Origin of the sequence: Mycolicibacterium arenosum, assembly GCF_024320865.1 — a bacterium.
Lineage (GTDB): Bacteria > Actinomycetota > Actinomycetes > Mycobacteriales > Mycobacteriaceae > Mycobacterium > Mycobacterium arenosum.
The window spans coordinates 43,659-64,948 of sequence record NZ_JANDBD010000019.1 but is presented as its reverse complement, the minus strand read 5'-3'; the positions used below and the strand labels follow the sequence as shown (position 1 = coordinate 64,948).

Below are 21,290 nucleotides of genomic sequence, written 5' to 3'. Positions count from 1 at the left end.
CCGGTCGCCCTCACACACCCTTGCGGTACCGGCGGTAACACCTTTAGGGTCGCCGCATGCCTGAACGCGATCCCATCCACCTCGGAACGGGAGAACCGATCGTCCTGCTCCACCCCTTCCTGTGCTCGCAGAACGTGTGGCGCACGGTGGCCGAGCAACTGGCCGAGACGGGTCGCTTCGAGGTGTTCGCCCCGACGATGCCGGGCCACAACGGCGGCAGGCGCTCGGGCACCTGGCTGCTCGAAACCTCCGCCCTCGTCGATGACGTCGAGCGTCGGATGGACGAAATCGGCTGGGAGACAGCACATATCGTCGGCAACTCGCTGGGCGGCTGGGTGGCGTTCGAGCTGGAGCGGCGCGGCCGGGCCCGCACGGTGACCGGCATCGCGCCCGCGGGTGGTTGGCCGCATCACGCGCTGTCGAAGTACGAGACCGTCCTGAAGTTCCTGCTGGGCGGGCCCGCACTGGTCGCGGCGCGACTCATCGGCCCGCGGATCGTCGACCTGCCGTTCGTCCGCCGCATCGCCACGCTGCCCGTCAGCGGCCCCGCCGACGGACCCAGCCACCCCGACCTCGTCGCACTCGTCGAGGACGCCACGCACTGCACCGCCTACGTGCAACTGCTGATCAAGACGCTGCGACTGCCGGGGCTGCTGGAACTGGCCGACATCGACGTGCCCACCCACCTGGTGCTGTGCGAGAAGGACCGGGTGTTCCCCACCCCGCGCGGCCACCGCTACTTCCGCGAGCACCTGCCGGAACACGCCAAGGTCACCCCGCTGCCCGCCGTCGGCCACATCCCGATGCTCGAAGCACCCGGCATCATCACCGAGCTCATCGCCGATTTCGTCGACGCCAACGCCGAACCCGAGCGGGCGGCGCCGCCTGCGGGCTGACGGCTAGTCCGTCGGTGCCTCGTTGGCGCCCGCGTGTACGGCCTCGAGGACGTCGTTGAACGTCTTGGACGGCCGCATCACGGCGGTGGTCTTCTCCCGGTCCGGGTAGTAGTAACCGCCGATGTCGACCTTCTCGCCCTGAACCGCGAGGAGCTCGTTGACGATGGCGTCCTCGTTCTCGGCCAGCTGCTTGGCAAGCGGGGCGAAGTGCTCGGCCAACTCCGTGTCGTCGGTCTGGGCGGCCAGTGCCTGCGCCCAGTACAGCGACAGGTAGTACTGACTGCCCCGGTTGTCGAGCTCGCCCGCCTTACGCGACGGACTCTTGTTCTCCTCCAACAGCTTTCCGACGGCGGTGTCGAGCGTCGCCGCCAGCGCCTTGGCCTTGGCGTTGTCGAACTTGTTGCCGAGGTCCTCCAGGCTCGCGCCGATGGCCAGGAACTCGCCGAGCGAATCCCAGCGCAGGTGGTTCTCCTCCACCAGCTGGCTGACGTGCTTCGGCGCCGAGCCGCCCGCTCCGGTCTCGTACAGTCCGCCGCCCGCCATCAGGGGGACGATCGACAGCATCTTGGCGCTGGTACCCAGCTCCAGAATCGGGAACAGGTCGGTCAGGTAGTCACGCAGGATGTTGCCCGTCGCGGCGATGGTGTCCTGGCCGCGGATCACCCGCTCCAGCGTGTACCGCATGGCCCACACCTGCGGCAGGATCGTGATGTCGAGGCCCTCGGTGTCCTCCTCCCTGAGGTACTTCTTCACCTTCTTGCGCAGCTCGTTCTCGTGCGGACGCTCGTCGTCCAGCCAGAACACCGTCGTCATCCCCGACAGCCGCGCACGGTTGACGGCGAGCTTGACCCAGTCGCGGATCGGAGCGTCCTTGACGATCGGCATCCGCCAGATGTCGCCCTCTTCGACGTCCCACGACAGCAGCACCTCGCCGGTGTCGACGTCGACGATGTCGGCGACGCCGTCCACCGGGATCTCGAAGGTCTTGTCGTGGCTGCCGTACTCCTCGGCTTTCTGCGCCATCAGACCGACGTTGGGAACGGTGCCCATCGTGGTCGGATCGAACTGGCCGTGGGTCTTACAGAAGTTGATCATCTCCTGGTAGATCCGGGAGAACGTCGACTCGGGGTTGACCGCCTTGGTGTCCTTCGTGCGGCCGTCGGCGCCGTACATCTTGCCGCCCAGCCGGATCATCGCGGGCATCGACGCATCGACGATGACGTCGGACGGCGAGTGGAAGTTGGAGATGCCCTTCGCCGAATCGACCATCGCGAGCTCCGGGCGGTGCTCGTGGCAACGGTGCAGATCCTCGATGATCTCCTCGCGCTGCGACGCGGGCAGCGATTCGATCTTGTCGTACAGATCCGAGAGGCCGTTGTTGACGTTGACGCCCAACTCGTCGAACAGCTTCTGGTGCTTGGCGAACGCGTCCTTGTAGAAGACCTTGACCGCGTGCCCGAACACGATCGGATGCGACACCTTCATCATCGTCGCCTTCACGTGCAGCGAGAACATGACGCCGGTCTTGTAGGCGTCCTCGATCTCCTTCTCGTAGAACTCGACGAGCGCCTTCTTGCTCATGAACATGCTGTCGATGACGTCACCCTCGTCGAGCTTGACCTCGGGCTTCAGCACGATCGCGTCGCCGGAGGCGGGGGTGAGCACCATCTTGACCGTGCGCGCCTTGTCCAGCGTCATCGACTTCTCACCGTGGTAGAAGTCGCCTCCGGTCATCGTGGCGACGTGGGTGCGCGACGCCTGCGACCACTGGCCCATGCTGTGCGGGTGCTTCTTGGCGAACTCCTTCACCGCGTTCGGGGCGCGGCGGTCCGAGTTACCTTCACGCAGAACGGGATTCACAGCGCTGCCGAGGCACTTGGCGTAGCGCTCCTTGATCGCCTTCTCCTCGTCGGTCTTCGCATCGCCGGGGTAGTCGGGGATGTCGTAGCCCTTGGACTTGAGCTCCTTGACCGCGGCCACCAGCTGCGGCACCGAGGCGCTGATGTTCGGCAGCTTGATGATGTTCGCGTCCGGCGACTGGGTGAGCTCGCCGAGTTCGGCGAGGTTGTCCGGCACGCGCTGCTCGTCGGTGAGGTTCTCCGGGAACTCGGCGAGGATGCGCGCGGCGACCGAGATGTCGCTGGTCTTCACGTCGATGCCCGCGGCGTCGGCGAAGGTACGGATCACCGGCAGGAAGCCGTACGTCGCGAGCAGCGGCGCCTCATCGGTCAGCGTGTAGATGATGGTTGGCTTGGCACCCTCGGTCACTCTCGGTCACTCTCCCGGCGTCGCGATGAAACTCCCGTTAATTCGCCTACGAACCTACGCGGTGAAGGCGCTCTCAGCGCGGGGTCCCCCGGACATGCGACGAATTGAGGCATCCGCCCCACGCGACCCCGGTATCCGCCGCCCAGGCTGGAACCTGGTGGCACCCGCGTGAGGCTGTGAGTTAAGCTACGCATCGGTCATGAGCGCCAGCGTTAAGCCCCGGCTTGCTGGCCGGCAACCCTCCAACCGCGGTGGGGTGCCCCGGGAGACGACCAGGTTGAGTAGTCGAGAACGGCTACGCGGCAAGCGCGGGTCCGTTGTACGGGCCCCCTGAGATAGATGGAGGTTCGTTCCACATGAGCACGCCAGAAGAGGACCCGACGGTCAACTGGTCGTTCGAGACCAAGCAGGTGCACGCGGGCCAGACGCCCGACATCGCGACAAACGCGCGGGCCCTGCCGATCTACCAGACGACGTCGTACACCTTCCGCGACACCGACCACGCTGCCGCGCTGTTCGGCCTCGCCGAGCCCGGCAACATCTACACCCGCATCATGAACCCGACGCAGGACGTCGTCGAGCAGCGCATCGCCGCGCTAGAGGGCGGTATCGCGGCGCTGTTCCTGGCATCCGGCCAGGCCGCGGAGACGTTCGCGATCCTGAACCTCGCCAGCGCGGGCGATCACATCGTGTCGAGCCCACGGCTGTACGGCGGCACCTACAACCTGCTGCACTACACGCTGCCCAAGCTCGGCATCGAGACCACGTTCGTGGAGAACCCGGACGACCTCGCGTCGTGGCGCGCGGCCGTTCAGCCGAACACCAAGGCGTTCTTCGCCGAGACGATCTCGAACCCGCAGATCGACATCCTCGACATCCCCGGCGTGTCGGGCGTCGCGCACGAACACGGCATCCCGCTGATCGTCGACAACACGATCGCCACGCCGTACCTGATCCAGCCGATCGCGCACGGCGCCGACATCGTCGTGCACTCGGCGACGAAGTACCTGGGCGGACACGGCTCGGCGATCGCCGGCGTGATCGTCGACAGCGGCACGTTCGACTGGACGCAGGGCCGTCACCCCGGCTTCACGACGCCGGACCCGAGCTACCACGGTGTGGTGTTCGCCGAGCTGGGCCCGCCCGCCTTCGCACTGAAGGCCCGCGTGCAGCTGCTGCGTGACCTGGGTAGCGCCGCCGCACCGTTCAACGCGTTCCTCATCGCCCAGGGCCTCGAAACGCTGAGCCTGCGCGTCGAGCGGCACGTGGCGAATGCGCAGCGCGTCGCCGAGTACCTCGAGGGGCACGACGACGTGGTGTCGGTGAACTACGCCGGCCTGCCGAGCTCGCCGTGGTTCGACCTTGGAAAGAAGCTGGCGCCCAAGGGAACTGGGGCCGTCCTGGCCTTCGAACTGTCGGGCGGCATCGCGGCGGGCAAGGCGTTCGTCGACGCGCTCACCCTGCACAGCCACGTGGCCAACATCGGTGACGTCCGCTCGCTGGTGATCCACCCGGCGTCGACGACGCACCAGCAGCTGTCCGCTGAAGAGCAGCTCGCCACCGGCGTGACCCCCGGCCTGGTACGGCTCGCCGTCGGCATCGAGGGCATCGACGACATCATCGAGGACCTGGAGCGCGGTTTCGCTGCGGCCAAAGCCTTCTCGGGTGTCGCAGCGACCGCGGCGTCGGTGTGACGACGTTGGAGAGCCGCACCACGCAGTTGCCCGCCGAGGGCGACCTGGCAGTGGTGAACATCGGCTCGCTGACCCTCGAAAACGGCACCGTTCTCGACGACGTCGAGATCGCGATCCAACGCTGGGGCGCGCTGTCGCCGACCCGTGACAACGTCGTCGTGGTGCTCCACGCGCTCACCGGCGACTCGCACGTCACCGGCCCGGCGGGACCCGACCACCCCACCCCCGGCTGGTGGGACGGCGTCGCCGGACCGGGAGCGCCGATCGACACCGATCGCTGGTGCGCCATCGCCACCAACGTGCTGGGCGGCTGCCGCGGGTCCACCGGCCCCAGCTCGATTGCGCCCGACGGAAAGCCATGGGGCTCAAGGTTTCCCGCGATCACCGTGCGCGACCAGGTGAACGCCGATCTGGCGGCGCTGCGCGAGCTCGGCATCACGCGGGTGGCCGCCGTCGTCGGCGGATCGATGGGCGGGGCGCGGGCGCTGGAGTGGATCGTCGGGCATCCCGACACCGTGCGGGCGGCACTCGTGCTGGCCGTCGGAGCCAGGGCCACCGCCGACCAGATCGGCACGCAGAGTGCACAGGTCGCCGCCATCAAGGCCGACCCCGACTGGCACGGCGGCGACTACTACGACACCGGCCGCACCCCCCGCGCGGGCATCGAGATCGCCCGCCGCTTCGCACATCTCACCTATCGCGGCGAGAAGGAACTCGACGATCGGTTCGGCAACGACGCCCAGGGTGACGAGCAGCCGACGAACGGCGGACGGTACGCCGTGCAGAGCTATCTCGAGCATCAGGGCGGCAAGCTGGCGAACCGATTCGACGCGGGCACGTACGTCGTCCTGACCGATGCGCTCAGCAGCCACGACGTCGGCCGCGGCCGCGGTGGGGTGCGATCGGCCCTGCGCTCCTGCGAGATTCCGGTGATCGTCGGCGGCATCACGTCGGATCGGCTGTATCCCCTGCGGCTGCAGCAGGAACTCGCCGAGTTGCTGCCGGGATGCGCGGAACTCAACGTCGTCGAGTCCGAGTTCGGCCACGACGGCTTCCTGGTCGAAACGGATGCGGTCGGCATCCTGGTCAGGCGGACGCTCGACCTGGCGGCGCGGTGAGCGAAGCGCGGGATCGCTCACTGTCGTTCGGCGAGGAGGCCGCCGCCTACGAGCGCGGGCGCCCGTCGTACCCGCCGGAGGCCATCGACTGGCTGCTGCCGTCGGGTGCACGCGACGTGCTCGACCTCGGGGCGGGGACCGGCAAGCTGACGATCCGGCTGGTCGAGCGAGGCCTCAACGTGATCGCCGTCGACCCCATTCCGGAGATGCTCGAGGTGCTGCGCGGCTCGCTGCCGGACACTCCCGCCCTGCTCGGCACGGCCGAGGAGATTCCGCTGCCGGACAGCAGCGTCGACTCCGTGCTCGTCGCGCAGGCCTGGCACTGGTTCGATCCCGAGCGTGCGGTCAAGGAGGTCGCCAGGGTGCTGCGGCCGGGCGGCCGGCTCGGACTGGTGTGGAACGTCCGCGACGAGCGTCTCGGCTGGGTCAGGGACCTGGGTCGCATCATCGGCCACGAGGACGATCCCTACGGCAGGCGACAGGTCGCACTGCCTTCGCCGTTCACCGACCAGGAGCGGTCACAGATCGAGTGGACGAGTTACCTGACTCCCCAGGCGCTCGTCGACCTCGTCGCGTCCCGGAGTTACTGCATCACCTCGCCGACCGAAGTGCGCACCCGCACGCTCGACCGGGTTCGCGAGTTGCTGAACACCCACCCGGCACTGGCCAACACCTCGGGGTTGGCGCTGCCATACGTCACGGTCGGCATCCGGGCCACCCTCGCCACCTAACTCGACTTACGCGCGAACGTTGGTTACCGCAACGCGAAACTGCGAAACGCGTGGCGGTAACCAACGTTCGGCGGGTTTCGTTCCGGCTGAAATGTCCATTCTGTCCAAAATGGCTGAAACGGCTAGACTGGGTGCATGACCACGCTGAGTTTCCGCAACCGGGACGGCGAGCTCGTCGACGTGCCGTCGGTGCCCGCCACCCGTTTCAAGAACGAGTTCGGGGCGGTCTTCGAGCAGGCCGCGCAGACGGGCGCCGTCGCGATCACCAAGCACAACACCACCAAGGCGGTGCTGTTGTCCTACGCCGAGTTCCAGGCGCTGACGCGCGCGGGCTCGCCGGTGCTCGACGAGCTCACCGAGGAATTCGACGCGCTGCTGGACCGGATGCAGAGGCCCGCGGCCAAGGCGGGCGTCGCGGCGGCGTTCGACGCGTCACCCGCTGACCTCGGCCGCGCCGCGGTGAAGGCCGCACGCCCGAAGCGACGCTCCCGCTGAGTCGGACCGCACCGCCGACCATCCACGTTCTCGCCGGGGTCAACGGCGCGGGCAAGAGCAGTATCGGCGGCGCGATGATTCGCGCCGCGGGTGGCGAGTACTACAACCCCGACGAGGCCGCTCGCGCGTTGATCGCGGCCAACCCCGGCTTAGAGCAGGTCAAGGCGAACGCCGCCGCGTGGCGGCAGGGTCGGCGACTGCTGGAACGCGCGCTCGCCGAACGTCTGGACTTCGCGTTCGAGACCACGCTCGGCGGCGGCACGATGACGCGCCTGCTGTCCGAGGCCGCGGCCGCGGGCTTCGAGGTGCACGTGTTCTACGTCGGGTTGGCCAGTCCCGAGATGCACCTCGCGCGGGTGCGCCAGCGGGTGGCCGGCGGTGGTCACGACATCCCCGAGGAGGCCATCCGGAAGCGCTGGCGGCACAGTCGGCTCAACCTGATCAGCCTGCTGCCCGTCCTCACCGAGCTGCGCGTCTACGATAACTCCGCGGCCGGCGACCCGGCTCAAGGTGTCGCGCCGCAGCCGGTCCTGATCCTGCACGTGGTGCGCGGAGACATCGTGGCCCCAACGGATGTGAGTGCGACGCCGGCGTGGGCGAAGCCGATCGTGGCGGCGGCGCTCAAGCTGAGGTGAGCTAGCTGGTGCCGAGGGGGTCGATCGTCCACGCGATGTAGAACATCGCCGCGCTGACCGCCGCCGTGGTGATGACGTCGACGGTCCGGGAGCGCACGACCAGCAGGCCGGCCCGGTCCTCGGGCATGGTCAGCCGCAGTGCCGAGGCGATGCCCACCCCGATCGCGAGCACCAGGGCGCCACGGCGCCAGTAGCCCGCGACGACGAGGCCGAACGCCGCCAGCAGCACCAGACCCACCGACAGGATCGGCCACTGCCCCGCGAACACCTTGTGCGCGATCTCCTTCGGCGTCACCCGCGCTTCGCTTCCTCCAGCTCGACGACGTTCGTCAGCAGGAACGCGCGCGTCAGCGGGCCGACGCCGCCGGGGTTGGGCGACACGTGCCCCGCGACATCCCATACGTCGGGATGCAGATCGCCGACGAGCTTGCCCTCGGCGTCGCGACTGACGCCGACATCGACCAGCGCGGCCCCCGGCTTGACCATATCGGCGGTCACCAGGTGCGTCACCCCCACCGCGGCGATGACGATGTCGGCCTGCCGGACCAGGCTGGGCAGATCGCGAGTCCCGGTGTGGCACAGCGTGACCGTCGCGTTCTCGGAGCGACGGGTGAGCAGCAGCCCCATCGGCCTGCCGACGGTCACACCGCGTCCGATCACCACGACGTGCGCGCCCGCGATCTCCACGTCGAAGCGGCGCAGCAGGTGCACGATGCCGCGCGGGGTACACGGCAGCGGCGCGGGCTCGTTGAGCACCAGCCGTCCGAGGTTGGTCGGGTGCAGTCCGTCGGCGTCCTTGGCCGGATCGATGCGTTCGAGTGCGGCGTTCTCGTCGAGGTGCTTGGGCAGCGGCAGCTGCACGATGTACCCGGTGCACTCGGGGTTCGCGTTGAGTTCGTCGATCGTCGCGTCGAGCTCGGCTTGGCTGATGTCGGCGGGCAGGTCGCGCCGAATCGACGTGATGCCGACCTTGGCGCAGTCGGCGTGCTTGCCGCGAACGTAGGCGTGCGAGCCGGGGTCGTCGCCGACGAGCACGGTCCCCAACCCCGGCGTGCGACCCGCGGCGGTCAGCGCCGCCACCCGGTCCTTCAGGTCGGTGAAGATCTCGTCGCGTGTGGCCTTACCGTCCAGAGTGATCGCTCCCACGGCACACATTGTGGCAGGCTCCCCTGTTATGGACACTCAGCCCAATGTGTTCACCCCTGCTCAGCTCGGCCCGGTGACGCTTCGCAACCGCGTCATCAAGGCCGCGACGTTCGAAGCGTCGACGCCGAATGCACTGGTGACCGACGACCTCATCACCTACCACCGGCTGCCCGCGGCGGGCGGGGTCGGGATGACCACGGTGGCGTACCTCGCGGTGACCCAAGGCGGACGCACCGAGGGCAACGTGATCTGGTGGCGGCCCGAAGCCATCCCCGGTTTGCAGAAGCTCACAGCGGCCATCCACGCCGAGGGCGCAGCCGTCAGCGCGCAGATCGGCCACGCCGGACCCGTCGCCAATGCCCGTACGACGAAGGCGACGGCCCTCGCGCCGGTGCGGTTCTTCAATCCGATGTCGATGCGGTTCGCCCGCAAGGCCACGCGGGCCGACATCGACGACATCATCGCCGCGCACGCCGACGCCGCCCGGTACGCCGTCGACGCCGGCTTCGACGCCGTGGAAGTCCACCTCGGACACAACTACTTCGCGAGCTCGTTTCTCAGTCCGCTGATCAACCGCCGCGACGACGAGTTCGGCGGCTCGCTGGAGAACCGCGCCAAGGTCGCCCGCGGCATGGTCACCGCGGTGCGCCAGGCGGTGGGCGGCCAGATCGCGATCACCGCGAAGTTGACGATGGCCGACGGGGTGCGCGGCGGCATCCCGATCGAGGAGTCGCTCCAGACCGCGAAGTGGCTCGAGGAGGACGGCGGACTCGACGCCCTCGAACTGACCGCGGGCAGCTCGCTGGTCAACCCGATGTACCTGTTCCGCGGCGACGCTCCGGTCAAGGAGTTCGCAGGTGCGTTCAAGCCGCCACTGCGCTGGGGCATCCGCATGACCGGGAAGAAGTTCCTCCGCGAGTACCCGTATCGCGAGGCGTTCCTACTGCGCGACGCCAAGCAGTTCCGCGCCGAGCTGAAGATGCCGCTGATCCTGTTGGGCGGCATCACGAATCGCGAGACGATGGACCTCGCCATGGCCGAGGGTTTCGAGTTCGTCGCGATGGGCCGCGCGCTACTCGCCGAACCCGATCTCATCAACCGCATCAAGGACGACGGCGACGCGCGCAGCATCCGCTCGCTGTGCACACACTGCAACAAGTGCATGGCGACGATCTACAGCCACACGCACTGCGTCGTGACCGGCTCGCCGACACCGGTCTAGCACTAGCCGACGGTGCCGGATGCCTTGTCCACCGGTGCCGCCGCCGGTGCCTCGGCGGTGAAGTCCGTGAACTCCAGCATCGCCTCGTCGCGGACGACGCGCAGTTTGGCGGTCAGCAGCAGCTTGCGCTCGGACACCGTGTACGTGATGTCCTTCGTGCTGGCGCCGAAGCACCCGTTGCCCAGCTGCTCCGCGGGCAGCTTGAGCAGCGCGCGGTCGCGCAACCGCATCCCGCGATACTCGTAGCCGCCCCTCTTGTCCTGGCAGATCGCGATGAGCGACAGCGGGGTTCGCCCGGCGAACACGGGGGTCTGGGCCGCGTCGCAGCGGGCCGGGGTGTTCACGTAACCCCGGCCGTCCACGACGAAGGCCGGTTTGGCGGCGGCCAGAGGCAAATAGCCGTTGGTAGCCATGAGCGTGCACAGAGCAGCCCCGACCGCGGCCGCGGCGAGGAGCGTCCGCAGCAGGGTGCGCAACCAGTCGGCGCGTGCGTCGTCAATCGACATGGATCTACGAGAACACGTCCTCACCTGTAAATAGATGCGCCGCGCCCGAATCAGCGCCGATTCGTTAGCACACTGCAATTAACGCTCGGGCGCAATCCTCTACGATCGCCTCCGCGGATGCCGGAATGGTTTGCCGCGCAACCAAGTGCCTGCGAATCACACCCACCGGCACGTCGACCACCGCTGCGCGCAGCCGATCGGGGTCGGCCGTGAAGCCCGCCATCGCGGCGCCGACGGTGCGCTGCAGTTCGCCGCGCCGCTCGCGCACCGAATCGGGCCATTCCGCCATATCGAGCGCACCCGGTCCCAGTACGAGCACCTGCGCGTCGTTCGGATGCGCGCGACACCACGTGACCACGTAACACGCTGCGGCGACACATCTTTCGACTTCGTCGATACCCGAACCGAGGGCGGCGACGAACCCCGCCTGGAAGCGCTCCTCGGTGCGCAGCCACAGGGCGCCGCACAGTGCGGCCCTGGTCGGGAAACGGTGATAGACGGATCCGCTGGGCGCGCCGACCGCGCGGGCGACTCCGGCCATCGCCACCGCCGCGGGCCCCTCCGTCGCCAGTAGCGCAGCGGCGGCGTCGAGCAGATCGTCTTTCGAGTAGCGGGCTGGCCTCGGCACGAGCTAATAATAGAGAGACATCTCTAAAAAGGAGGCTCGACATGCCGACCGACACACCCGCCACCGCCACCTCCGTCGCGCGCCGGTTCTACGACGCGCTCGCGGGGGCCGACGCCGAAGCCCTGCTGACACTGCTCGCCGACGACTTCGAGGGCCTGGTCAGTGCCGGAATGCCGCACGGCGTCGGAGGCCCGCATCACGGCGCGCAGGACATGCTCGGCGTGTGGGCGACCATCGACGAGGCCTACGACATCTCCGTCGAACCGAGCGAGTACCTGACCGTGTCGGATCAGCGCGTCGTGGTCCTCGGCCACTACCGCGGCCGGTCCAAAGCGGACAACGCCGCCGTCGACGCGGCGTTCGCCCACGTGATCGACGCCGAGGGCGACCGGATGACGGGGCTGCACCAGATCACCGACACCGTAAGCTGGCGGATTCCGGTCCCGAACTAAGGGCGCGGACCGCAGGCGCGGGCGGGCCTCATACCGTTAGAGTTGCACCCGATGAGCCGACCCGCCCCACCTGCATTGACCGTCAAGTACGACGGGTCCGCCCGGAACTTCGCCGCGGGCAACGACGTGGTTGTCGGCCGCGACCTGCGCGCCGACGTCCGAGTCGCCCACCCGTTGATCTCGCGCGCGCACCTGATCCTGCGATTCGACCAGGGCCGCTGGCTCGCCATCGACAACGGCAGCCTCAACGGTCTGTACGTGCGCAACCAGCGCGTGCCGGTCACGGACATCAGCGACGGCCTGACCGTGAACATCGGCAACCCCGACGGTCCCGCGCTGACGTTCGACGTCGGCCAGCACCAGGGCAACGTCGGCTCGCCGCCGCCGACGCAGTCGGTCCCGATCGCGGCGCGCCCCGCCGCTCAGTACCCGACGGCGCCCCCCGGCCCCGCCTACCACCCGCCGTCGTCGCCGCAGCCGCGCTACCCGTCGGGCCCGATGGGTCCGCCGAACGGTCCCCGGCCGCACCAGAGCGCCCCGATGCCCCGCGCCGGCGCACCCGCGTATCCCAGTGCGCCGCAACAGGTGTCGCCCCCCTCCGGCGGAAACCCCGCCGCCACCCAGATGGGCCCCGCCGCAGTTCCGCGTCCCATGGACGGGCAGGGGAACGTGGCCACGGGCCAGCCCAACCTCGCGACGAGCATGCTCAAGATCCTGCGGCCCGGCCGCGGGACCACCGAGGTCGCGACCGGCGGGGTCAAGATCGGCCGCGCCACCGACAACGACATCGTCATTCCCGACGTGCTGGCCTCGCGGCACCACGCGACGCTGCTCCCGTCGCCCACCGGGACGACGATCCGCGACAACAAGAGCATCAACGGCACGTTCGTCAACGGCCAGCGCGTCGACGCCGCCACCCTGCGCGACGGCGACGTCGTCACCATCGGCAACGTCGACCTCGTCTTCGGCAACGGCACGCTGGCCCGACGCAACGAGACCGAGGCGGCCACCAAGACCGGCGGTCTCGACGCCTACGGCGTCACGTGGACCATCGAGGGCAACAAGACGCTGCTCGACAACATCTCGATCTCCGCACGGCCCGGCACCCTCACCGCCGTCATCGGACCGTCGGGCGCCGGAAAGTCGACCTTCTCCAAGATGGTCGCCGGCCTCACCCACCCCACGACGGGCCGGGTCTCGTTCGAGGGCCACGACGTCCACGCCGAGTACGCCAGCCTCCGCTCCCGAATCGGCATGGTCCCGCAGGACGACGTAGTACACGGCCAGCTGACCGTGCGCCAGGCGCTGATGTACGCCGCCGAGCTCCGCCTACCGCCCGACAGCACGAAGGAAGACCGCGAACAGCAGGTGATGCGCGTCCTCGAGGAACTCGAGATGACCAAACACCTCGACACCCGCGTCGACAAGCTGTCCGGTGGCCAACGCAAACGCGCCTCGGTGGCGCTCGAACTGCTCACCGGCCCTTCGCTTCTCATCCTCGACGAACCGACGTCAGGTCTGGACCCCGCGCTCGACCGCCAGGTCATGACCATGCTGCGCCAGCTCGCCGACGCCGGCCGCGTCGTGCTGGTGGTCACCCACTCGCTGACCTACCTCGACGTCTGCGACCAGGTGCTGCTGCTCGCCCCCGGCGGCAAGACGGCGTTCTGCGGGCCGCCGGATCAGATCGGCCCGCAGCTCGGCACCACCAACTGGGCCGACATCTTCAGCAGCGTCGCCGGTGATCCCGAGGGCGCCAAGCGCAAATTCCTCGAGCGGCACGGTCCACCGCCGCCACCGCCACAGGCCGAGGCGCCCGCCGACCTTGGCCAGCCGGTGCACACCAGCGTGGTCCGGCAGTTCTCGACGATCGCGCGACGGCAGCTGCGGCTCATCGTCTCCGACCGCGGATACTTCATCTTCCTCGCGTGTCTGCCGCTCATCATGGGTGCGCTGTCGCTATCGGTGCCCGGCACGACCGGCTTCGGCGTACCCGACCCGGCGGGTGACGCGCCGAACCAGCCGGGCCAGGTGCTGGTCCTGATGAACGTCGGCGCGATCTTCATGGGCACCGCCCTGACCATCCGCGACCTCATCGGCGAACGTGCGATCTTCCTGCGCGAGCAGGCGGTGGGGTTGTCGACCACCGCGTACCTCGCCGCGAAGGTGTCCATCTACTCGGTCTTCGCGATTCTCCAGTCCGGCATCGTCATGCTCATCACGATCGCGGGCGTCGGCACTCCGAAGAACGGGCCGGTCGTCCTGACGTTCCTGGGCGACGGCGGGACGGCCGCGGCGATCGAGCTCTACGTCGGCATGGCCGCCGCGACGATCTGCGCCGCGTGCGTCGGTTTCGCACTGTCGTCGATGGCCAAGACCAGCGACCAGATCATGCCGATGCTGGTGGTCGCGGTCATGAGCCAGTTGGTGTTCTCAGGCGGCATGATCCCCGTGACGGGTCGCATCGGCCTCGACCAGTTGTCCTGGATCACCCCGGCACGTTGGGGTTTCGCCATCACCGCTTCCACCGTGGGTCTGCCCGAGATGGTGCGGCCGCCGATTCTGCCCGCCGACGGGTTGTGGAAGCACTACGCCGGGGCGCTGCCGTTGCCGATCAAGGAGGGTGGCCCGGCGCAGCTGGGCGAGTTCGGCGGGCCCGTCGACCAGAGAGGCGACCTCGCCAAGAGCGTCTGGCTGCTCGACTTCGGAATGCTGGTGCTGCTGTCGATCTTCTACCTGAGCTTCGTGCGCTGGAAGATCCGCCTCAAGGGGAAGTGATCCCCTGAGCGGGGCTAGCTCGCTCCGTGCACGTCGGGGTGAATCTCGTTGAGCTGTGCGCTGTCCCAGTAGCCGCGCTGGGTGACGATGAGGTCGTCGACGACCCGGAAGAACCCACATCCGCGAAAGCCCGCGGGATCGGTCCACTCGATGGCCGCCCACTCGCCGTCGACGACGAGGTTCACCGGCGTACACGTCAACGGACCACCCGCGAACGTCTCTCGGTGGAACTCGCGGATCGCCGCTCGTCCCCTGACGGGGTCGACACTGCTAACTCCCTCCGACGTCGAGACCGTGCGCGACCGCGTACGCCAGGGCCTGGTCGACGTCGATCTTGGCACCCCTGACCGCGGCGGTGGTCCAGAACGTCGCGTCGACGCGCGCTCTGCGCAGGTCCGCCTGCTCGAAGCGGGCGTTCTGGGTGCGAGCGCCGCGCAGGTCCGCACCGCGCAGCACGGCCTTACGCAGATCCGTTCCGACCAGGCTCGCCTCCGCCAACCGGCAGTCGCTGAGGTCGACGCTGCGCAGGTCGCAGCCGGCGAGCACCGCCAGCGTCAGGTCCACTTCGCTCATCGTCAGCGGTCGCAGCCGGCACTCGGTGAACACCGAACCCAGCAGACTGCATCCGTGAAAGCTGCTGTGAAACAGCATGGTCCGCCGGAACGTGCAGTTGCGGAAGGCCGAGCCGACATGCTCGGACTCGGTGAGGTTGACTCCGCTGAAATCGCACTCGGTGAACACCACCCGCTCGGTGCGCAGGCGGCTCAGATCGTCGTCACGGAAGTCGTGGCCGACGTACTCCCGGTCGAGCCAGACCATGTCGTCGTCGTGCGACGTGCTCACCCCGGCAGCGTGGACAGGTTCATCAACGCGTACTCCGTGACGGCGATCAACGCCGCCTTGGCGGAGTGCCGGTCACGCGCGTCGACGGTGACGATCGGGATGTGCTCGGCGAGCGCGAGCGCCTTGCGGACCTCCGGGTGCGGATACCGGGGCGCGCCGTCGAACTCGTTGACCGCGACGAGGAACGGCAGCCGCCGGGCTTCGAAGAAGTCGACCGCCGCGAAGCTGTCCTGCAACCGCCGCACGTCGACCAGGACGATCGCCCCGATCGCGCCGCGGACCAGGTCATCCCACATGAACCAGAAGCGGCGCTGGCCCGGCGTCCCGAACAGGTAGAGCACCAGATCCTCGGCGAGGGTGATGCGACCGAAGTCCATGGCGACCGTCGTGGTGTTCTTCTCCGGCGTGGCCTCCAGCCCGTCGACGCCCTGCGAGGCGTTGGTCACCAGCGCCTCGGTGCGCAGCGGCATGATCTCGGACACGGCACCCACGAACGTCGTCTTGCCTGCGCCGAAGCCGCCGGAGATGACGATCTTCGTCGAGGCGGTGCGCCCCTCAGAGTGCCCGTAGGCCACGCAGGGTCCTTCCGATCAGTTCGCGTCGTTCGTCGGTCGTCGACGTCTCGTCGAGCGTGTCGTGGACCTGTGCGTAGCCCTGAGCCACCAGGTCCCCGATCAGCACACGCGCCACACCGAGCGGCAACGACAGGCGTGCGGCGATCTCGGCGACCGAGGGGGCCTCGACACCCAACTGAAGAATCTTGGCACGAACATCACTGCCGGGCCAACGCGGCGCGGGCGCAGGGTCCAGTGTCCTGATCGGAGCCTCGAGCGCCAGTGCGACACGCGACCGAGTGCGACCCGATGTCAGGATGTAGGGCCGAACCAGGCTGGCCCCTTCCCTCATCCCGCCGGTGTCCCAGGTGTCGTGTGGCGCGTCCATCGGCGGCTCAAGACGACTGCCCGGCGCGTCTGCGTCCGGACTGGATCACGGTGCCCACCTGTTCGACGAGCACGGCCATCTCGAAGCCGATCTGGCCGATATCGCAGCCCGGCGTCGCCAGCGTCGCCAGGTTCGACCCGTCCCCCACGCGCATCAACAGCAGATAGCCGTTCTCCATCTCGACGATCGACTGCATGACGTAGCCGCCGTCGAAGAGCTGCGCGGCACCGGTCGACAGGCTCGCCATCCCCGACGCCACCGCCGCGAGCTGATCGGCGCGCTCTCCTGGCATGTGCTCGCTGGCCGCCATCAGCAGGCCGTCGGCGGATACCAGGATCGCGTGCGACACGCCGGCAACCTCCCTCGCGAACTTGGAGACCAGCCAGTCCAGAGAGTCTCGTTGTCCTGAACGGGTCACAGCCGCGTCATCCTTTATCCGTCTCCCTGATCTCCCGCGCATGCGTGCGGCCCGCGTGCACGCCGCCGAAATGACTACTGATCGTGCTGCGCACCGCGTCCGGATTCCGGTGCGGCATGTCGTGGGGTTCCGAATCCGAGCCCTCGGCGTCGCCGCCGTTGCGGTGTCGCCCGTTGGCGGCGCGCTCACCCTGTTCGGCGGCACCGGGTACCAGCCGAACACCGGGCGTGCGCATCGGCAGGCCGTGTTCGGTGTGCTGGTCGACGGGCGCCTCGGCCGCGGCGGCGGCCGCTTCCCAGCCCTTGTCCCAGACCGTCTGCCAATCCAGGTCGGAGCTCTGCGCCAGCTCGTGGGGATCGTCGATGAGCCACTCCGACAGCATCTTGTCGAAGATGGAGCCGTCGCTGCTGCGTGCCTGATCGCCGGTGGCGGGAACGGTCGCCGCTGCCGGGGCCTCCGCCACGCCGGCGTCGGACTCCGGTTCGGGAGCGGGCGGTCGGGGCACCCCGTTGGTCGGCGGACGGGATACGCCGTTGGAGTACGGAACCGGCCGGTTCGGTAGCCCGTTCGGAGGCGGCGGAGGCGGCGACGGCTGCTGCCGGTTCGCCGCCTGGTCGCGCGACGCGAAGAACGCCGAGGTGTTGGTTGGCGCCGGACGACCCGGCGGCGGAGCCGCGGGAGGCGGCGGGTACGACGACGGCTGCTGAGGCTGAGTCTGTGCGGGCATCGAGTCGGCGGGCCACTCCTCGTCCGGCCAGTCCGACTCCGGCTCGACCGACGGAGGAGGCGGCGGCATGGACGGTATGCCCGAGATTCCGCTGGCGCCCGGATTACGTTGCGGCAGAAGCGAAACGGGGATCTCACCGTGTCCGTTGCGGTAATCCGGCTCGGGTTCTGCGCCGTATTCGGGTTCGCCACGGTATTCGGGTTCGCCACGGTATTCCGGTTCGCCGCCGTAGCCGTAGCCGTAGCCGTGGTCGGCTGCCGGCGCCGGCGCGAACTCGGGTTCGGCACCGAAGTCTCGGCCCTGCTCGTCGTACCCGGCGTGGCCCGAGTGGTCCTCGTCGAGGGCGAGCGCCGTCGCGATACCGGCGTGCGCGTCGGCCGGAGTGACCGCGCCGTACTCGCCGGGTGCGGGCGCCCGGTAGCCGTCGCCGTGCTCGATCAACAGTTCACCGGGGAGGTACACACCAGCGGTGGTGCCCGAATTCGGATCCCCCGCAACGGTACTGCGCAGCCGCACGACCAGGCCGTGCTGTGAGGCGAGCCGCCCGACCACGAACAGGCCCATGTGCCTCGCGGTGTAGGGGTTGACCTCACCGCCGGACTGCAGGCGCGTATTGGCCACGCGCAGATCGGAATCCGTCATCCCGAGGCCGATGTCGCTGACCTCGATGACCAGGCCTCCGTTTCCGGTGTGAACGGCCGACACCCGGACCTGCGAGATGGGCGGCGAGTAGCGCAGCGCGTTGTCCAGCAGCTCGGCCAGCAGATGGACGAGGTCGCCCGCGACCACGCCGAGCACCTCGCTTTCGGGGACGACGGCGGTCACGACGCGGTTGTAGTCCTCGACCTCGGAGGCGGCCGCGTTGATGATCGCCGCGACGGGCACCGGATCGGCCTGCTCGCGAGGCACCTTCGACCCGGCGAGCACCAGTAGGTTGGCGCCGTTGCGGCGCATGCGCGCGGCCAGGTGGTCGAGGCGGAACAGCGCTTCGAGACGCTGCGGGTCCTCCTCGTTGCGCTCGAGGTTGTCGATCAGCGTCAGCTGCTGGTCGACCAGTGAGCGGCTGCGGCGGGACAGCGTCTCGAACATGTCGTCGACCTGCATCTGCAGGTTCGCCTGCTCGCCCGCCAGCAGGATGGCCTGCTCGTGCAGTTCGTCGACCGCGTGCGCGACCTGGCCGATCTCCTCGGTGGTGTGCACGGGCAGCGGCTGCACGGGACCCACCGCACCTCCGGAGCGCACCCGCTCCAGCTCGCGGGCGAGGTCGTCGTGGGCGACTTTCAGGGCGCCGTCGCGCAACCGGCGCAGCGGCCGGACCAGCGTGCGGGCCACCAGCAGGACGACGAGCAGCGCGACGAGGATCGCGACGCCGACCACCACCGAGTCGCGGATGGCCTCCTGCCGCTGTGTGCTCACCCGATCGGCCATCGCGGTGGTGATGCCCGACTTCGTGGAGTCGATGACCTGCAGTGCGATCTCGTTGGTCGCCTGCAGAGATTGGCTGAGTTCGGCGTTGTTCACCAGCGGGATCGCCGGGTCCGAGATGATGCCCATGCGGGTGACGAATTCGCTCTGCAGCTTCTCGGCGTCGGGTGAGCCGATGCCGAGCACCTGGCTGATGCCGAACAGCGTCGAGGGCTCCGTGCCGGCAAGCGTGACCATCGACGTGCGCAGTTCGGGCTCGGGGATCTCGCCGCCGAGGTTGACCAGCAGCTGCTGCATCATCATCTGGCCACGGGCGCCCATGGCACGCGACAGGCCGAGCGCCTCGGCGCGGATCTGCTCGTCGTCGACGCGGACCGACCCCGTGACGACGTCCTCGGCGGTCAGCAGGATCGGTGCGTAAGTGGTGATCCGGTCGCGCAGGCTGATGCTGTTGGCCGTGACCTGATCCAGCAACGACTGCCCGCCCTCGAGCAGCGTCTGGGTGCCCTTGGCGACGTCCGGGACGATGTCGGTGTCGGCGAGGTGGCGCTGCAGGTTCTGCTTGCTCGTGTCGAACGCCGCGAGGGCCGGTTGCGGGTCGCCGCCGGTCGAGTTGGCCAGCAGTGCCGCCTCGAGCGAGGCCATGTAGTCCTCGGTGGCGGGGACGAGGTCCGCGCGGTCCGACGCGAGTTGCAACTCGTCGGTAGCCGTCCAGCCGGTGTAGATCCGCAGGCCGCCGAATGCACCCGCCAATAGCAGTGGAACCACCACGATGGCGAAGACTTTCCATCGCACCGGCCAATTGCTCATCGCCCACCGCGCGGGACGCTTCGGCGGCTGCGCGAGATTGTTCTCGAATTCGGCAATAGCGGCGCCCGGTGGTTGCTGCTGCCCGAAGGCCGTCATTGCGCCCCGACCGTGCTACCGGCCAGTGGCCCGCATTTCATCAATCGCGCGTTTGTCATAAGGCTTCCTGCTGCAGTTTGCCCACGTCGGGGTGGGCACCGGAAGATCTACGTCCGCCTGGCAATTTGTCGAGTATGACAGCGATGTGCGAGCGTTTCCACAATTCTTACTGAACAGACAGAGTTCGTGACCGGGCCGTTGCCGACTCGTGTGTTATACGAGCAAATGTCGTTGCACATCCGAGACATGCCCGACCAAAGGATTCCGCCGCCGTGTTCAACGTGCTGTTCTACTCACCGCGCATCGCTCCGAATACGGGCAACGCGATCCGCATGGTGGCGGCGACGGGTTGCGGACTGCACCTCGTCGAGCCGCTCGGCTTCGATCTGTCGGAGCCCAAACTGCGACGGGCCGGCCTGGACTACCACGACCTCGCGTCGGTGACGGTGCACGCGGACCTGCCGACGGCGTGGGCGGAGGTGACGCCGGCCAACGTGTACGCGTTCACGGCTCATGCCGACACGTCGTTCGCCGACATCGCCTATCGGCCGGGCGACGTGCTGATGTTCGGGCCCGAGCCGACGGGCCTCGACGAGGCCACCCTCGCCGACCCGCACATCACCGCGCGAGTGCGCATCCCGATGCTCGGCGGTCGGCGGTCGCTGAACCTGTCCAACGCGGCCGCGGTCGCGGTGTACGAGGCGTGGCGTCAGCAGGGTTTCGCGGGCGCGGTGTAACTGTGGCTCGCGTGTCGAAACCCGCGCTGGCAGCGGTTAGCGACACGCAAATCGCTACCAGCTGTTCCAGTGCGACAGCTGCTCGGCGGGCAGCCGCTTCGCCTTCTTGAAGTCGGTGCCCTTGGTGTAGGCGATCGGGAACAGCCCGCCCTGGGCGTACGTGTCGAACGGGATGCCGAGGATGTCGGCGGCCTGCTTCTCCCCCTCGCCGAGCAGATGCAGCGTCGTCCACGCCGACCCGAGCCCGCGCGACCGCAGCGCCAACATGAAGCTCCACGCCGCGGGCAGCAGCGAGCCCCAGTACGACGCGCTGATCCCCGCGGGCGCTCCGTCGGGCCTGCCCTCCAGGCACGGGATCATCAAGACGGGCGCCTTCTCGAGGTTCTCGTTGAGGTACTTCGCCGAGTCGACGACCAGCGGCGTGCGCTCGTCGCGGCTGTCGCCGTAGGTGGGCTTCTCCATGTCGAGGTACGGCGTGGCCGCGACGCGGTAGATGTCGGCGATCGCCTTCTTCTTCTCCGGGTCGTCGACGAACACCCACTGCCAGCCCTGCGCGTTGGAACCGGTCGGCGCCTGCAGCGCCAGGTCGAGGCACTCCATCACGATGTCGCGGGGAACCGGCTTGTCGAAGTCGAGGCGCTTGCGCACCGACCGGGTGGTGGTGAGGAGTTCGTCGACGGTCAGGTTCAGCTGCGGGGAGGAGGTCGTAGAGGACATAGCCGG

General features: G+C 68.6%; 22 protein-coding genes and 1 riboswitch. Of the genes, 10 read left to right on the top strand and 12 right to left on the bottom strand.

Going from position 1 to position 21,290, the window contains the following annotated elements:
* Positions 1-56 precede the first annotated feature (56 nt).
* Complete coding sequence (locus NM203_RS31740; protein ID WP_255064932.1) at positions 57-896, top strand: epoxide hydrolase EphH; 840 nt, start codon at positions 57-59, stop codon at positions 894-896.
* Between the two features lie 3 nt (positions 897-899).
* Here NM203_RS31740 and NM203_RS31735 read toward each other — a convergent pair whose 3' ends face one another.
* Complete coding sequence (locus NM203_RS31735; protein WP_255064929.1) at positions 900-3,164, bottom strand: NADP-dependent isocitrate dehydrogenase; 2,265 nt, start codon at positions 3,162-3,164, stop codon at positions 900-902.
* A 195-nt stretch (positions 3,165-3,359) separates the two neighbouring features.
* A riboswitch (SAM riboswitch) is annotated at positions 3,360-3,479 on the top strand.
* Between the two features lie 41 nt (positions 3,480-3,520).
* On the opposite strand from NM203_RS31735, the gene NM203_RS31730 reads away from it, so the two are divergent.
* The 5 genes from NM203_RS31730 (at position 3,521) to NM203_RS31710 (ending at position 7,837) form a co-directional block, all read left to right on the top strand.
* Complete coding sequence (locus NM203_RS31730; protein ID WP_255064928.1) at positions 3,521-4,858, top strand: bifunctional o-acetylhomoserine/o-acetylserine sulfhydrylase; 1,338 nt, start codon at positions 3,521-3,523, stop codon at positions 4,856-4,858.
* Positions 4,855-5,976: a homoserine O-acetyltransferase MetX gene (metX, locus tag NM203_RS31725; protein ID WP_255064927.1), complete on the top strand. Its 1,122-nt coding sequence runs from the start codon at positions 4,855-4,857 to the stop codon at positions 5,974-5,976. The genes NM203_RS31730 and metX overlap by 4 nt, the downstream gene beginning before the upstream one ends.
* Entirely contained in the window at positions 5,973-6,707 is a 735-nt protein-coding gene (locus NM203_RS31720; protein ID WP_255064925.1) for a class I SAM-dependent methyltransferase, read from the top strand. The genes metX and NM203_RS31720 overlap by 4 nt, the downstream gene beginning before the upstream one ends.
* A 135-nt stretch (positions 6,708-6,842) precedes the next feature.
* Positions 6,843-7,202: a type II toxin-antitoxin system prevent-host-death family antitoxin gene (locus NM203_RS31715; RefSeq protein ID WP_255064924.1), complete on the top strand. Its 360-nt coding sequence runs from the start codon at positions 6,843-6,845 to the stop codon at positions 7,200-7,202.
* A complete protein-coding gene (locus NM203_RS31710; RefSeq protein ID WP_255065009.1) occupies positions 7,199-7,837 on the top strand; it encodes an ATPase in 639 nt (212 codons plus the stop codon). Before NM203_RS31715 ends, NM203_RS31710 begins: the two co-directional genes overlap by 4 nt.
* A 1-nt stretch (position 7,838) precedes the next feature.
* Here NM203_RS31710 and NM203_RS31705 read toward each other — a convergent pair whose 3' ends face one another.
* Positions 7,839-8,132: a DUF3017 domain-containing protein gene (locus NM203_RS31705; RefSeq protein WP_255064922.1), complete on the bottom strand. Its 294-nt coding sequence runs from the start codon at positions 8,130-8,132 to the stop codon at positions 7,839-7,841.
* Complete coding sequence (locus NM203_RS31700) at positions 8,129-8,983, bottom strand: bifunctional methylenetetrahydrofolate dehydrogenase/methenyltetrahydrofolate cyclohydrolase (RefSeq protein WP_255064921.1); 855 nt, start codon at positions 8,981-8,983, stop codon at positions 8,129-8,131. The genes NM203_RS31705 and NM203_RS31700 overlap by 4 nt, the downstream gene beginning before the upstream one ends.
* 28 nt (positions 8,984-9,011) lie before the next feature.
* On the opposite strand from NM203_RS31700, the gene NM203_RS31695 reads away from it, so the two are divergent.
* Positions 9,012-10,205, top strand: coding sequence for an NADH:flavin oxidoreductase (locus NM203_RS31695; protein WP_255064919.1), 1,194 nt, complete (start codon positions 9,012-9,014; stop codon positions 10,203-10,205).
* Between the two features lie 2 nt (positions 10,206-10,207).
* On the opposite strand, the gene NM203_RS31690 is transcribed toward NM203_RS31695, so the two are convergent.
* Together NM203_RS31690 and NM203_RS31685 are read right to left on the bottom strand one after the other, a co-directional pair.
* Complete coding sequence (locus NM203_RS31690) at positions 10,208-10,711, bottom strand: hypothetical protein (RefSeq protein ID WP_255064918.1); 504 nt, start codon at positions 10,709-10,711, stop codon at positions 10,208-10,210.
* A 64-nt stretch (positions 10,712-10,775) separates the two neighbouring features.
* Positions 10,776-11,339: a TetR/AcrR family transcriptional regulator gene (locus NM203_RS31685; RefSeq protein WP_255064916.1), complete on the bottom strand. Its 564-nt coding sequence runs from the start codon at positions 11,337-11,339 to the stop codon at positions 10,776-10,778.
* Positions 11,340-11,380: 41 nt separating this feature from the next.
* Between NM203_RS31685 and NM203_RS31680 the strand changes: the two genes are divergently transcribed.
* Entirely contained in the window at positions 11,381-11,791 is a 411-nt protein-coding gene (locus NM203_RS31680) for a nuclear transport factor 2 family protein (RefSeq protein WP_255064915.1), read from the top strand.
* Between the two features lie 51 nt (positions 11,792-11,842).
* Complete coding sequence (locus NM203_RS31675) at positions 11,843-14,569, top strand: ATP-binding cassette domain-containing protein (RefSeq protein ID WP_255064913.1); 2,727 nt, start codon at positions 11,843-11,845, stop codon at positions 14,567-14,569.
* A 14-nt stretch (positions 14,570-14,583) separates the two neighbouring features.
* Here the strand turns inward: NM203_RS31675 and NM203_RS31670 are convergent, their stop codons facing one another.
* From NM203_RS31670 to NM203_RS31645, 6 genes are read right to left on the bottom strand one after another with little or no spacing between them, the layout of a single operon-like run.
* Positions 14,584-14,910, bottom strand: coding sequence for a nuclear transport factor 2 family protein (locus NM203_RS31670; protein ID WP_255064912.1), 327 nt, complete (start codon positions 14,908-14,910; stop codon positions 14,584-14,586).
* Entirely contained in the window at positions 14,840-15,388 is a 549-nt protein-coding gene (locus NM203_RS31665) for a pentapeptide repeat-containing protein (protein WP_255065006.1), read from the bottom strand. The genes NM203_RS31670 and NM203_RS31665 overlap by 71 nt, the downstream gene beginning before the upstream one ends.
* A gap of 20 nt (positions 15,389-15,408) precedes the next feature.
* Entirely contained in the window at positions 15,409-15,987 is a 579-nt protein-coding gene (locus NM203_RS31660) for a GTP-binding protein (RefSeq protein ID WP_255064911.1), read from the bottom strand.
* Positions 15,968-16,354 carry a DUF742 domain-containing protein gene (locus NM203_RS31655; protein WP_255064908.1) on the bottom strand — a complete coding sequence of 129 codons (387 nt, stop codon included), beginning with the start codon at positions 16,352-16,354 and terminating at the stop codon, positions 15,968-15,970. Before NM203_RS31655 ends, NM203_RS31660 begins: the two co-directional genes overlap by 20 nt.
* A 7-nt stretch (positions 16,355-16,361) precedes the next feature.
* Complete coding sequence (locus tag NM203_RS31650; RefSeq protein WP_255064907.1) at positions 16,362-16,772, bottom strand: roadblock/LC7 domain-containing protein; 411 nt, start codon at positions 16,770-16,772, stop codon at positions 16,362-16,364.
* Positions 16,773-16,779: 7 nt separating this feature from the next.
* The gene (locus NM203_RS31645) at positions 16,780-19,830 is read right to left on the bottom strand and encodes a sensor histidine kinase (protein WP_255064906.1); all 3,051 of its coding nucleotides are present in this window, start codon (positions 19,828-19,830) and stop codon (positions 16,780-16,782) included.
* Between the two features lie 272 nt (positions 19,831-20,102).
* Here NM203_RS31645 and NM203_RS31640 point away from each other — a divergent pair, with 272 nt between their 5' ends.
* Positions 20,103-20,567, top strand: coding sequence for a tRNA (cytidine(34)-2'-O)-methyltransferase (locus tag NM203_RS31640; protein WP_255064905.1), 465 nt, complete (start codon positions 20,103-20,105; stop codon positions 20,565-20,567).
* A gap of 54 nt (positions 20,568-20,621) precedes the next feature.
* Here NM203_RS31640 and NM203_RS31635 read toward each other — a convergent pair whose 3' ends face one another.
* On the bottom strand, positions 20,622-21,284 hold the full coding sequence (locus tag NM203_RS31635) for a nitroreductase family protein (protein WP_255064904.1): 663 nt from the start codon (positions 21,282-21,284) through the stop codon (positions 20,622-20,624).
* Positions 21,285-21,290: the final 6 nt, after the last annotated feature.

Coding starts and splice junctions, on each gene's coding strand:
- NM203_RS31740 (WP_255064932.1), top strand. CDS start 57: ATGCCTGAACGCGATCCCATCCACCTCGGAACGGGAGAACCGATCGTC.
- NM203_RS31730 (WP_255064928.1), top strand. CDS start 3,521: ATGAGCACGCCAGAAGAGGACCCGACGGTCAACTGGTCGTTCGAGACC.
- NM203_RS31715 (WP_255064924.1), top strand. CDS start 6,843: ATGACCACGCTGAGTTTCCGCAACCGGGACGGCGAGCTCGTCGACGTG.
- NM203_RS31695 (WP_255064919.1), top strand. CDS start 9,012: ATGGACACTCAGCCCAATGTGTTCACCCCTGCTCAGCTCGGCCCGGTG.
- NM203_RS31690 (WP_255064918.1), bottom strand. CDS start 10,711: ATGTCGATTGACGACGCACGCGCCGACTGGTTGCGCACCCTGCTGCGG.
- NM203_RS31680 (WP_255064915.1), top strand. CDS start 11,381: ATGCCGACCGACACACCCGCCACCGCCACCTCCGTCGCGCGCCGGTTC.
- NM203_RS31675 (WP_255064913.1), top strand. CDS start 11,843: ATGAGCCGACCCGCCCCACCTGCATTGACCGTCAAGTACGACGGGTCC.
- NM203_RS31665 (WP_255065006.1), bottom strand. CDS start 15,388: ATGGTCTGGCTCGACCGGGAGTACGTCGGCCACGACTTCCGTGACGAC.
- NM203_RS31655 (WP_255064908.1), bottom strand. CDS start 16,354: ATGGACGCGCCACACGACACCTGGGACACCGGCGGGATGAGGGAAGGG.
- NM203_RS31645 (WP_255064906.1), bottom strand. CDS start 19,830: ATGACGGCCTTCGGGCAGCAGCAACCACCGGGCGCCGCTATTGCCGAA.
- NM203_RS31635 (WP_255064904.1), bottom strand. CDS start 21,284: ATGTCCTCTACGACCTCCTCCCCGCAGCTGAACCTGACCGTCGACGAA.